Consider the following 11,930-nt stretch of genomic DNA (forward strand, 5'->3'; position numbering starts at 1 on the left):
CTGCAAAAACAACGTGACGCATCAGTCTGCACCTTGTCTGCCGGATGGTTCACGACTGAACGCGCCCCTGATCGACGGCACCGTCGCACTGGACGACGTCACCGCTGAAGCGGTGCCATCGATCCCTCCGGCTCCGTGCTGCCGGCGCTGCAGTTGTCGGCTGCCGCCGTTCTTTCGCGGCGGCTTCGTGCGTCGCCGAGGGGCCTATGTCCGTCAACACGACTATGGAGACCCAACCGATGACCATATCCGCCGAGAAGGAAGCGATGATCCTGCGCCTGTACCACGTTGAGAGGTGGCGCTGTGGAACGATCGCAACGCAATTGCATTGCCACCATACGACGGTCTTCCGGGTTCTGAAGGAGGCCGGTCTGCCCCGCCACAGGCCGGTGATACGTCCCGCCGAGGTCGACCAGTATCTGCCGTTCGTCCAGCGGACGCTTGAGACATATCCAGACCTGACCGCCAGCCGCCTGTACGGGATGGTGCAGGAGCGCGGCTACAAGGGCTCGTCCTCCCACTTCCGGCATATGATCGCGCTCCACCGTCCGCGCAAGGCTGCGGAAGCGTTCCTGCGTCTGCGCACCCTGCCGGGCGAGCAAGGCCAGGTCGACTGGGCGCATTTTGGTCACATCGAAATCGGCAAGGCTCGCCGCCCGCTGATGGCCTTCGTCATGGTGTTGTCCTACTCGCGCGACATCTATCTGCGCTTCTTTCTTGATGCCCGCATGGAAAACTTCCTGCGCGGCCACGCCGGTGCGTTCAACGCCTGGAATGGTTTGCCCAGGGTGCTGCTCTATGACAACCTTAAGAGCGCTGTGCTTGAGCGTCACGGCGATGCCATCCGGTTCCATCCGACACTTCTGGCCTTCGCGGGCCATTATCGCTTCGAGCCCCGTCCCGTCGCCGTGGCGCGGGGCAACGAAAAGGGCCGCGTCGAGCGCGCCATTCGCCACATCCGGGAAGCCTTCTTCATCGCCCGCAAGTTCAAGGACCTCGACGATCTGAATGCCCAGGCCGAACAATGGTGCCGCAACCAGGCCGCCGACCGGCCATGCCCCGAGGACCGGACGATGACGGTTCGTCAGGTGTTTGCGCAGGAGCAGCCCATGCTTCTGCCATTGCCCACCAACCCGTACCCCATCGAGGAGCAGATCGCCGCGAAGGTCGGAAAGACACCCTATGTCCGCTTCGACCTGAACGATTACTCGGTTCCCCATACTCATGTCCGGCGCACGCTCACCGTGCGCGCCGATCTCGCCCAGGTCCGGATATTCGATGCCGCCACGATGATCGCCAGCCACCGCCGCAGCTACGACCGGGGCCAGCAGATCGAAGACCCCCGGCACCTCAAGGCGCTCGTCGCCGTCAAGCGCGAAGCGCGCCAGCATCGGGGCCTCAACAGTTTGACGCGCGCCGTGCCGGCCTGCCAGAAACTGATGATCCACGCCGCCGAGCGCGGCGCCAATATCGGCGCGATCACCAATGCCATGCTCAAACTGCTCGACCTCTACGGCGCCACCGAACTCCAGGCCGCCGTCGAAGATGCCTTGCAGGCCGGGGCCTCTCATTCGAGATCGGTTCACGTCGCGCTCGAACGCCGCCGGATCGCGCGTGGCGCTCCACCGCCGGTCGAAACAAGGCTGCCGGAGCATGTCCGCAAAAAGGATACGGTCGTACAGCCCCACAAGCTCGACCGTTACGATCAACTCACTTCCGCAGGCAACGACGATGAATAATCCCGGCATCCTGTTCAACCGCGCCAGGGCGCTGCGCCTCAATGGCCTGATCGCCCACTGGGACGAAATCGCCGACGCGCCGTGGCTGGCCGCCGTGCTTCAATGGGAGGAAGAAGAGCGCTCCGACCGCTCATTGCGGCGACGCATGCGCGCCGCCAGGCTTGGCCACTTCAGGCAACTGGCCGATTACGACTGGAAATGGCCGCGTCGTATCGATCGCGCCGCCATCGAGGAACTGATGACGCTGTCCTTCGTCAAGGAGGCCGCCAACATCGTCCTTATCGGCCCTAACGGCGTCGGCAAGTCCACGCTCGCTCTTAACGTCGCCTACCAGGCGCTGGTCGCCGGCCATTCGGTCCTCTTCCGCACCGCCAGCGAAATGCTCGGCGAGCTCGCCGCCATCGACAGCGATTCCATGCTCCGCCGAAAGCTGCAGTACTATGCGGCGCCCGATATCCTGGTCATCGACGAGGTCGGATATCTCTCCTATTCCAACCGTCATGCCGATCTGCTGTTCGATCTCATCAGCCGCCGATACGAGAAACGCTCGACCATCGTCACCACCAACAAGCCCTTCGCGCAATGGTCGGAGGTCTTCCCCAATGCCGCCTGCGTCGTCAGTCTGGTCGATCGCCTTTTGCACCATTGTGAGGTCATTCCCATCGAAGGCGATTCTTACCGCTTCAAGGAAGCCTCCGAGCGCTCGAAGGCGCAGCGTCAACAACGCACCAGCCACCCCGCTGACGAAAAGGAGCCTGCAGCATGACCGGAAATCCTCATCAGCCGTCCGGTCTCGGGCGTGGAATCCAGTTCATCGTCAATGCCGAATGGACACCCGAGCAAGCAGCCGCCGTCTTCGAACTCCTCGACGATCTGCGAGACTGCATCTGGAGCCGTTACGCTCCCCACATCCAGCAGTTTGTCCGTCACCAACAAGCCCATGACGATCAGCACCCTTCCAGCGACGAGCAGACAGGGCAAAAGCCCCATCCTCTCGATCCCTCCTGGTAAAAAATACAAAGCGGCCCCATCGGGCCGCTTTCTCCTCCACAATCCTCGGCACCATTTGTCCGCGCTTTCTCGCAGCCGTTAACAACCCTCGATCCAAAGCAGCGCCTCGGCTTCAAACTGGCCATTTTCGTAGCCAAGCTCAGCGAGTTGGCGTTGCTTTTCGATGGTATATCTAGCGGGGTTGTCGTCGCAGGCCGACAATAGCGCAGCGCGAAGTCCGTCAGGGGTTGGTTCAAAGCGTTTGCCTGTTTTCTCATAGTCATAGCTGATGTCGGCGTGGTTGATATCCATCGCCTTTCGAGCTTCTGCCGCGCGAAGCCGTCGCAAGACACGCGCCAGTTCGTTGCCAATTAGATGGACGATATATCCCGATTGCAATTCGCCATCGTCCCTCATGCGAAACACTATGATGATCGCAGGGCGCGGATCTTTGGCCAGCCGATCGATCGCAGACAAACTGAGCCGGATGCGGTTGCCGGATCGTCCCAATGTCGATTTGAGCTGAATACGGGCGGCATTCGTCGGGCGTTGATCGAGCGAGAGATGTTGGCCGGCAGGGGGCATCGGGAACTCGACAATAAAATCCCAACCCATCACATCGACGACGCTCTTGTTACAGTAAAGCCGAGCGCGTTCGCACAGCACCTCGAACTGGCGCTCCCCGATACGGCCGATGCGGTCGGAATCTAATTCGCTTTCCATTCAACGCCTCTTGATTGATCTCAATGGGTCGGCCTAAGGCCACTCGAACACACTATTTGTGGTCTTCCGGCAGCTCCTCAAACCAACTATTCGAAGGTCGATAGCGTCTTTACAATGAGGCAATGACGCTCGAAAAACGCAAATATCCTGGTGAGCTAGCATCTCCACAGCAAGTTCACGCCCTGGCGGAAGAATACCGCGGAGCAGCAAGGCTTCTCCTTCAGCTGGGTCGACACGGCAAACCACTTACACGAGCGCCATTCAGAATGGCGGCAATCCATGCGATCGAGCTCTATCTGACTGCGCTCCTGCTCCACTTTGGGCTCAGTTCCAATCAGATCCGCAAGATGCAGCACGACCTGTCAGCGCGGACGGAGCAGTCCTTGGAGACGGGGCTGCACCTTCGCGCCAAAACCGCAAAGCATCTTCAGTCGCTCAGCCAGAACCGGGAATATCTCGTCACCCGTTACGGCCCGGAACTCGCAGCAACGGTCTCGCAAATAAACCGTCTCACCGCCACTCTCGAAGAGGTGGCGACAAAGGTCACTATGTTGATCACGCTGCCTCCGAGAAGGCCGAAGCAATCACAGTCGGCTGCCGACGAGCATCAAGGCCGTCCAGAAACCCCCTCTCCGCCTTCACGCCAACCTGATGAGGTCGTGCAGGAAGTTAAACCGAAGCGCAGAGCAAAAGCGCGCTAGGGGCAACGGACAAGCTGCGGCAGCAAATGGCCGGCGACTGCTGAGATTTGTCGGCACGCAAGGTGGCCTTCTACGATGATTTGGAACATCTCAACCTGTTCGTGATATTGGGCCTTCCGCACCAGTTGCTTACGGGGCGTATCGAATGTGGCTTTGACCAAATTGCTATCTGGCCACTCGCGCACCTACCGGCCTGGTTTCTTTGCGCGGATGTTTCCAGCCGGAAAATGGAAGCTGACCCTTGACCCGAAAAACTCGGGACATTTCCGGCTGGCTCAAGATAGCGAGGTAGTGCTTAGCTGCCTCGATATCGTGTCTATTTCCACCAGCAAGGCCCTCTTATGGCACACTGTGGAGATCCGAGCTCGCAGCAGGACAAACACTTTATCGGCACTATCGGGTGACGCGGCCGCAGAACTGACTGCGGACCTTCATGCCTTCATCAACACTCACCTCTTCGGGCTTATCGCCACCGAGAAGGAGCGCCTGCTCGATGTCGACGACAGGCTTCGGCAGATCACCGAAGGCAACAGACAGTATCTAGGGCAGGCCGATCTGGGCAGGGCCATTGCTAGCGTTCCCGGAGCTGCGGCGGCTGCCCTCTCTCACCCGCTTCTGAACCCAGACCTGATGCCGGGAGCGCTCAAGGCCTCCCTCCCGGCCTCGTTCTCCATGATAACGGATCCGGGCGTCCGCCATGCCTACAACGAGGCCTTCGTCAGCTCGGAATTGATCAAGTTCCGGTCGTTCTTTGACGATCTCGACAGGCGCTCGTTTTCCGACCAACAGCGCGAGGCCTGTATTCGCCTGGAGGACAACAACCTGCTGGTAGCCTCGGCAGGGTCAGGCAAATCCGCGACGATGGTCGGCAAAGTCGCCTACGCCCTGGAGAAGCAACTCTATCGGCCCGACGAGATCCTGCTTCTGGCGTTCAACAGAAACGCGGCCGATGAACTCAGGACGAGGATCTCCGCCCAGCTGCAGGTTGCTGAGGACGCCTTGGAGTGTCGCGTCACGACGTTTCACGCGCTTGGGCGCGGAATCATCGAGGAGGTGGAGGGCCGACCGCCTCAGCTCGCCAACTGGGTGGATCATCCCGCTGGCGAAACCAAGGTCATCGAGGCGATCATTCAGAACCTTGTCGAGAGTGATCCGGAATTCGCCCGGATGTGGGCCGAGCTTCTCGTTGTGCATCCCAAGGCCGACATACCGATTGAGGTATTTGACGGGCAGGTCGACTATCGGCGCTACGTGTCGGACCGCCTTCGAAAGGGTAGCGCCACGATCGGTTCTCTGTCCGGCGTGATCGTAAAGTCGTTGCAGGAACAGAAGATCGCCAACTGGCTTTGGCTGCATTCCGTCACCTTCGAATACGAACGGCAGATTGCAGTAGCGGAAAATGGTGACGCGGTCCGCCATCTGCATCCCGATTTCTACTATCCCCAGACCGAAACCGTGCACGAGCATTTCGCGCTCAACGCCGACGGAAGCTCACCCTTTGCAGACTATGCCCAGCACGCCGAGAACAAACGGCAGGCATATCGGCGCGATGAGATCGATTTCTTCGAGACGACTTCCGCTCAGGCCAGCAACGAGACCCTTCTTAGCGCGCTCGAATCCGAACTAGCACGGCGCTCCATACCTTTCGAGCGCAAGAGCTACGCCGACATCATCAAGGCACTCGATCCCGTGGTGATCAAGCACTATCACCAGCTGATATCGACCTGCTTGAAGCACATACGCGCCAGCCATCTCACGCTAGACATGCTGCTCGAACGCGCCAAGACCTTGCACGACAAGGAGCGTGCGAAGCTATTCGCGCGCGTGGTCTGGATGATCACTGATGGATATTCCCGAAAGCTCGAAGAAACCAGACGGATCGACTTCGATTCCATGATCGGGGATGCCGTCCGGCTGGTCGAGACCGGCCGATATCGAAGCCCCTATTCGCTGATTCTCGTGGATGAGTTTCAGGACATTTCCGAGCCGCGTGCTAACCTCATTAAGGCGCTCAAGCAGCAGAAAGCGTTTAGCAAGGTGTTCGCGGTCGGAGACGACTGGCAGTCGATATATCGCTTTGCCGGATCCGACATCACTATCTTCACGCGGTTCGAAGCGAATTTCGGGACCAGTTGGCAGGGGCGCCTGGAGCAGACGTATCGCTGTAATCAGCTCATTGCCGAAACGGCCGCCAAGTTTGTGCAGCGCAATCCCGAACAGATCAAGAAATCAGTCCGCTCGACGCGCCCGGCCGTCCCGCGATCGATCCGGGTCATTCCCATTGATGATAACCGCGACAAGCCGGATTTCGCGGTGGCTTGTAAGCGCCTGCTCGAACGGCTTGATGTCGCTCTGGGTGGCATCGCCAACCGGTGGCGCGACGAAAAGCGCGGCAAGCTCAAGGTTCTGGTTTTGTGGCGCTACAACGTCCTCGATCCTTTCGAAGGAAGACCGCCGTCCTTTGCCAATATTGAAGTGGCCGGGCTGTCGTTTCACCGCGCCAAGGGCCTAGAGGCCGACTATACGGTCCTGCTCGATGTGAGCGAGGGTAACTACGGCGTGCCTAGCCGCATCGAGGATGATGAGCTGCTGAACCTGGTCATTCCCCGCCCCGAAACCTTTGCCTATGCGGAAGAACGACGTCTGTTCTACGTGGCGCTGACGCGTGCCAGCCGAGGCGTCTATATGCTCACCAATCGCCGTCAGCCATCCCGCTATATCCATGAGCTTTGCGAAATTGCCGGTGACGAAGTCCGCTTCGAGACGATTGAGGGAGCAGCACTAAGTCAGTGCCCAGCTTGCCTCGTCGGCCAATTGGTTGAGCGGCGCAACAAAGACGGATCGATGTTTCGTGGATGCAATCAGTTCCCCGAGTGCGAACACACCGATCCCGCAACCGTAGTCCGTGGGCGACGCACGCCTCCAACGCGCTCGTAGCGACACTTTAGAAATTGCTTAGCGTCGGAAAATGCCATGACCTTGGGCGATGAACGCTCGAGCTCCCTGCAAGGTAGTGCATGGCAGACTAAGGCGCCAGCCTGGAAGCGCCAGTGGCGATAATCGTCGGAATCAGATGAAATGCGACGTCAGGAGGAGGCGGGACGTGCGGATGACGAAGTCGCCTAGATATTTCGGCGCATGGGGCAATGTGCCTACCGATGGCGACGTGCGGCCTTTCAGCATGCTCAATCCGTCGGGAGGTGACATCAACCGGACCAACCGCCGTCATCACTTCATTTCGGCCGTCTATATGGACGGCTTTGCGGATGATAGCGGCAGAGTGCAGGTCTACCTTTGCGAGGCGCCTGGTAACCCGCTGCCGCCGATGAGTCCCCGGGCCATCGGATTCGAGCGAGACTACTATTCCCAGAAGCTTCCAGGAGGTGACCAGGACAACCACCGTTTCGAGGATTTGTGGAACACAATCGAGACCGTATGGCCGGAGACGGTGCGGGCGCTCGCGGCACGCCGCCTGTCAACAGCCATCTCCTTTAACGTGCTTGGAATGCAAACGATCATGCGTGCGCGCGTTCCGGCGACGCGAGATCGACACGCGCTCATGATCGAGGCCAAAATTCGCTGCGAGCACAAGATCGGTGAGGAACTCGGCCTCCTTCCTCCGCAGCTCGAGCGCTACACGGGCCAGTTCGACACCGTGCCGGTAGGCGTCAACCCACACGAGACGCTGCTGGCGATGAAAGGCGAGTTCAAAGATTTCGGCGACCTCTGTTTCCGCCTCGGCTTCGAGGTGCTTCACAACAAGACAAGCATCCCTTTCCTGACATCAGACAATCCGGTCTGCAGCTATGATCCACGTCAGCCGCTCCATGCGCGCACGCCGTACGAGCATCCCGGCGAGGTCGAGCTGATCTTCCCGGTTTCGGCTCACATGCTCGTGCGCGGGTCCAGCAAGCGGGGGCCGGTGAACGTGATCTCGCGCCATCGCGACATCTCCGACAGTCGCAGGGTGCGGCAACTCAATCGCACGATTGCGCAGTTTTCCTATCGCATGACGATCGGCCAGGATCGCTCGAGCGATGACTTGATCCGCGCCCATGGCGCTTTGGTGCCGACCATCACCACAAAAGTGCGTCGGCTTGGGAAAGAGGTGCAAATCATCTGTCGCAATGTTTTCGGTCCCCGGCCGACGCTCTCCCAATATATCGACACGCCCGAGAAGGCCGCGCGCCTCGAGGCCAAAATGGCCGCCGCATCGAGCCACCCGGACCCGGCTCCCGAATGACCGGATTGATGGAAGCGCTTCCGCGATCAAACCGGCCGGTGGCGGTATCACTGACAGGTCAAGGGCGGCATTTTGCGCCAAAGCGTGCCCATGACAACCACACGTTGTGTCTTTTAAACGGGATTTCCCGATGGAGATAGCAAAGCTCTCCGAGCTGAAAAAGCTGCGGCATCTCAACGTCGAAGCCTTGAACGGCCGAGCCATCAACATGATGGCGCTCTGGGAAGACGGATCCTGGCACCTCTGGTTCCCGACCGCCGATGGCACGTTGATGGAGATGCATCCGGTTGACGCCGCCCATTCGGTCTATTGGGGTAAAAGCGCAGCCCGCGACGAAGACGTGCGGTTCAGCCTCTTCGAGATATTATGGCAGCGTGCGAGTTTTCCAGATGTCGTGCCGTTGATTCATGCGATCGCCGACGATTTTCATCTAATGGCTGCCAGTGCGGCCAAGCTCGAGCACTTTCACGCGCACGCAAAAGACACCGAGGGCACACTGGTCAGTTCCTTCGTGAGGAGTGAGCTTGAGTACATCCTCATCGTTGCGAGATCGGTGTTCGACCTGACGCAAGAGGCCCTTTCGCGCTGCTGGAACAATCACATGGTTTCGCTCGACCCCGAGGCCGAGGCCATAAGGCGTAGGCATCCTCTGCCAGCGAGCTTTGCAAAGGTCCTCTATCGCGCGAAGGTGGCTCGCACGTCCGCAAATCTAGTTGCTGACTACGCTCTGCCACCATCCTTGGCGCAAACCTATCTGGACTATGAGCCGTTCTTCTCGAGGCTGCGCGAATTGCGCGACGGCATCATCCACGGCATCTCGCGCAACAATGGAATCTTCGTGACGGAGAAGGGCTTTTGTGTCGTTCCTACAATGCGACCTTTTTCTGATTTCCCATGGAAGGCAGAGCACCATTTCAACGAGAGCATCGTCTCGTTGAAGCCCTGGATAGCACATATCGTCTCGGGCACGATCGACGCCTGCTCGGCCCTTTTGTTCAGCCTCGCTAACTCAACGCAGTTGCCTGGGGACATTGCAGAAGGCTATCGTGTGTTTCTCCGCGATCCTGCCAATGGGGCCTTGCTCCGGTTGCTAGAAGCAGAGACTGGTGATCAAGTCTGGTGGTCTCGCACAACGGAGTCGCTACAGCCCACAACCAATCCCTAGGGGCCGTGGGCCAACGATCGGAGCCCTCTCTCGGCGTATGGTTCCAGGCCTAACTATTGGTGCCGTGTTCCCCGGAACGCGAAAACCCGCCCCGGTCAGACCGGGACGGTTATTGATTTATGATAGAATTGGTTGCGGGGACAGGATTTGAACCTGTGACCTTCAGGTTATGAGCCTGACGAGCTACCGGGCTGCTCCACCCCGCGTCACCTTTGGATGTAAGCCCAAGCAATAGGATGGCCTACAGATAGGTCGATGTCTCACCAAATGAAAGGGCCGCTTTCGCGGCCCGTGTTCCCGTTGGCGGGCCTGTTCGTAAGGAGAAGATTTTCTCACCGTCCAGTTCGATACTGGATGTGAGATCAACGTGCGTTTAGCAGACCTGGCAGCGACCTACTCTCCCGCGTCTTGAGACGAAGTACCATCAGCGCTGGAGCGTTTCACGGCCGAGTTCGGAATGGGATCGGGTGCAGCCGCTCCGCCATAACCACCAGGTCGGCAAAACGCACGTTGTTCGAGAAGCTTTTTGAGCGAAGAGCTCTGCGTGAGATAGCCAATAGGGGTTAACCTATCATGCTTTCTCGGAGCTGTTCGCTGGTCTTTGTTGTGCTTTCACATCTTCTGGCGGCAATCCTTCCGATTGCGCCGAGATGGGCATAAGGAATGAGAACGATCAAGCCGATCGAACTATTAGTACCGGTAAGCTTCAAGCGTTGCCGCTCTTCCACACCCGGCCTATCAACGTGGTCGTCTTCCACGGTTCTCAGGGAATACTCGTTTTAAGGTGGGTTTCCCGCTTAGATGCCTTCAGCGGTTATCCCGTCCGGATATAGCTACCCTGCTATGCGGCTGGCGCCACAACAGGTCCACCAGAGATCCGTCCATCCCGGTCCTCTCGTACTAGGGACAGATCCTTTCAATATTCCTACACCCACGGCAGATAGGGACCGAACTGTCTCACGACGTTCTGAACCCAACTCACGTACCGCTTTAAATGGCGAACAGCCATACCCTTGGGACCTGCTCCAGCCCCAGGATGCGATGAGTCGACATCGAGGTGCCAAACAACCCCGTCGATATGGACTCTTGGGGGTCATCAGCCTGTTATCCCCGGCGTACCTTTTATTCGTTGAGCGATGGCCCTTCCACGCGGGACCACCGGATCACTATGACCGACTTTCGTCTCTGCTCGACTTGTCAGTCTCGCAGTCAGGCAGGCTTATGCCATTGCACTCAGCGAACGATTTCCGACCGTTCTGAGCCCACCATCGCGCGCCTCCGTTACTCTTTAGGAGGCGACCGCCCCAGTCAAACTACCCACCATACATTGTCCCGGACCCGGATAACGGGCCGCGGTTAGACATCCATAGTAATAAGGGTGGTATTTCAAGGGTGGCTCCACCTGAGCTGGCGCCCAGGTTTCAAAGCCTACCACCTATCCTACACATGCCACTACGAATGCCAATGTAAAGCTATAGTAAAGGTGCACGGGGTCTTTCCGTCTAACCGCAGGAACCCCGCATCTTCACGGGGAATTCAATTTCACTGAGTCTATGCTGGAGACAGCGGGGAAGTCGTTACGCCATTCGTGCAGGTCGGAACTTACCCGACAAGGAATTTCGCTACCTTAGGACCGTTATAGTTACGGCCGCCGTTTACTGGGGCTTCGATTCAGAGCTTGCACCCCTCCTCTTAACCTTCCAGCACCGGGCAGGCGTCAGACCCTATACGTCGTCTTGCGACTTCGCAGAGCCCTGTGTTTTTGATAAACAGTCGCTACCCCCTGGTCTGTGCCACCCTCCTCTACTTGCGTAGAAAAGGGTCACGCTTCTTCCGAAGTTACGCGTGCAATTTGCCGAGTTCCTTCAGCATAGTTCTCTCAAGCGCCTTGGTATACTCTACCAGACCACCAGTGTCGGTTTCGGGTACGGTTTATAAGGAGGAGCTATTTCCTGGAACCACGCAGCAGCCCGTTCAATCCGATAAGATTGGACTACCTCAATGATCCGTCACTACCTCCAAGCCCACGAATATTAACGTGGTTCCCATCGACTACGCGTTTCCGCCTCGTCTTAGGGGCCGGCTAACCCTGCTCAGATTAGCTTTAAGCAGGAACCCTTGGTCTTTCGGCGGGGGAGTCTCTCACTCCCCTTACGTTACTCATGTCAGCATTCGCACTTCTGATACCTCCACCACCCCTCACGGGTATGGCTTCATCAGCTTACAGAACGCTCCGCTACCGCTCGTATTGCTACGAACCCTAAGCTTCGGTGTATGGCTTTAGCCCCGTTACATTTTCGGCGCAAAGACCCTTATTTAGACCAGTGAGCTGTTACGCTTTCTTTAAATGATGGCTGCTTCTAAGCCAA

General features: G+C 58.3%; 8 protein-coding genes, 1 tRNA gene and 2 rRNA genes (1 of these 11 only partly in view). 7 read left to right on the forward strand and 4 right to left on the reverse strand.

Annotated features, from left to right (window positions below; all coding sequences use genetic code 11):
• Window positions 1–239 precede the first annotated feature (239 nt).
• The 3 genes from istA to ACFSOZ_RS27745 are packed head-to-tail and all read left to right on the forward strand — an operon-like array spanning window position 240 to window position 2,750.
• Window positions 240–1,739, forward strand: coding sequence for an IS21 family transposase (istA, locus tag ACFSOZ_RS27735; RefSeq protein WP_095090534.1), 1,500 nt, complete (start codon window positions 240–242; stop codon window positions 1,737–1,739).
• Complete coding sequence (gene istB / locus ACFSOZ_RS27740; protein WP_095090157.1) at window positions 1,732–2,505, forward strand: IS21-like element helper ATPase IstB; 774 nt, start codon at window positions 1,732–1,734, stop codon at window positions 2,503–2,505. Before istA ends, istB begins: the two co-directional genes overlap by 8 nt.
• Window positions 2,502–2,750 carry a hypothetical protein gene (locus tag ACFSOZ_RS27745; protein ID WP_379103227.1) on the forward strand — a complete coding sequence of 83 codons (249 nt, stop codon included), beginning with the start codon at window positions 2,502–2,504 and terminating at the stop codon, window positions 2,748–2,750. Before istB ends, ACFSOZ_RS27745 begins: the two co-directional genes overlap by 4 nt.
• Before the next feature lie 78 nt (window positions 2,751–2,828).
• On the opposite strand, the gene ACFSOZ_RS27750 is transcribed toward ACFSOZ_RS27745, so the two are convergent.
• The gene (locus tag ACFSOZ_RS27750; protein ID WP_379103229.1) at window positions 2,829–3,452 is read right to left on the reverse strand and encodes a hypothetical protein; all 624 of its coding nucleotides are present in this window, start codon (window positions 3,450–3,452) and stop codon (window positions 2,829–2,831) included.
• A 122-nt stretch (window positions 3,453–3,574) separates the two neighbouring features.
• Between ACFSOZ_RS27750 and ACFSOZ_RS27755 the strand changes: the two genes are divergently transcribed.
• The 4 genes from ACFSOZ_RS27755 (at window position 3,575) to ACFSOZ_RS27770 (ending at window position 9,561) form a co-directional block, all read left to right on the forward strand.
• Window positions 3,575–4,153 (forward strand): HEPN domain-containing protein, encoded by a 579-nt coding sequence (locus ACFSOZ_RS27755; protein WP_379103232.1) that lies wholly within the window; start codon window positions 3,575–3,577, stop codon window positions 4,151–4,153.
• Between the two features lie 153 nt (window positions 4,154–4,306).
• Window positions 4,307–7,090, forward strand: a complete 2,784-nt coding sequence (locus ACFSOZ_RS27760; protein WP_379103234.1) for a UvrD-helicase domain-containing protein — start codon at window positions 4,307–4,309, stop codon at window positions 7,088–7,090.
• A gap of 172 nt (window positions 7,091–7,262) precedes the next feature.
• Window positions 7,263–8,396 carry a DUF4238 domain-containing protein gene (locus ACFSOZ_RS27765; protein ID WP_379103263.1) on the forward strand — a complete coding sequence of 378 codons (1,134 nt, stop codon included), beginning with the start codon at window positions 7,263–7,265 and terminating at the stop codon, window positions 8,394–8,396.
• A 130-nt stretch (window positions 8,397–8,526) separates the two neighbouring features.
• A complete protein-coding gene (locus ACFSOZ_RS27770; protein ID WP_379103236.1) occupies window positions 8,527–9,561 on the forward strand; it encodes a hypothetical protein in 1,035 nt (344 codons plus the stop codon).
• A 129-nt stretch (window positions 9,562–9,690) separates the two neighbouring features.
• Here the strand turns inward: ACFSOZ_RS27770 and ACFSOZ_RS27775 are convergent.
• From ACFSOZ_RS27775 to ACFSOZ_RS27785, 3 genes are all read right to left on the reverse strand, one after another.
• Window positions 9,691–9,767 (reverse strand) — tRNA-Met (locus tag ACFSOZ_RS27775).
• Between the two features lie 174 nt (window positions 9,768–9,941).
• Window positions 9,942–10,056: ribosomal RNA gene (gene rrf, locus ACFSOZ_RS27780) — 5S ribosomal RNA — on the reverse strand.
• A 174-nt stretch (window positions 10,057–10,230) separates the two neighbouring features.
• A 23S ribosomal RNA gene (locus ACFSOZ_RS27785) occupies window positions 10,231–11,930 on the reverse strand (it continues 1,106 nt past the right edge of the window).

This window comes from Mesorhizobium newzealandense (genome assembly GCF_042682145.1).
Classification (GTDB): domain Bacteria; phylum Pseudomonadota; class Alphaproteobacteria; order Rhizobiales; family Rhizobiaceae; genus Mesorhizobium; species Mesorhizobium newzealandense.

Excerpts from the sequence above, each read along its gene's own strand:
- istA (WP_095090534.1), top strand. The coding sequence starts at position 240 with ATGACCATATCCGCCGAGAAGGAAGCGATGATCCTGCGCCTGTACCAC.
- istB (WP_095090157.1), top strand. The coding sequence starts at position 1,732 with ATGAATAATCCCGGCATCCTGTTCAACCGCGCCAGGGCGCTGCGCCTC.
- ACFSOZ_RS27745 (WP_379103227.1), top strand. The coding sequence starts at position 2,502 with ATGACCGGAAATCCTCATCAGCCGTCCGGTCTCGGGCGTGGAATCCAG.
- ACFSOZ_RS27750 (WP_379103229.1), bottom strand. The coding sequence starts at position 3,452 with ATGGAAAGCGAATTAGATTCCGACCGCATCGGCCGTATCGGGGAGCGC.
- ACFSOZ_RS27755 (WP_379103232.1), top strand. The coding sequence starts at position 3,575 with ATGACGCTCGAAAAACGCAAATATCCTGGTGAGCTAGCATCTCCACAG.
- ACFSOZ_RS27765 (WP_379103263.1), top strand. The coding sequence starts at position 7,263 with ATGACGAAGTCGCCTAGATATTTCGGCGCATGGGGCAATGTGCCTACC.
- ACFSOZ_RS27770 (WP_379103236.1), top strand. The coding sequence starts at position 8,527 with ATGGAGATAGCAAAGCTCTCCGAGCTGAAAAAGCTGCGGCATCTCAAC.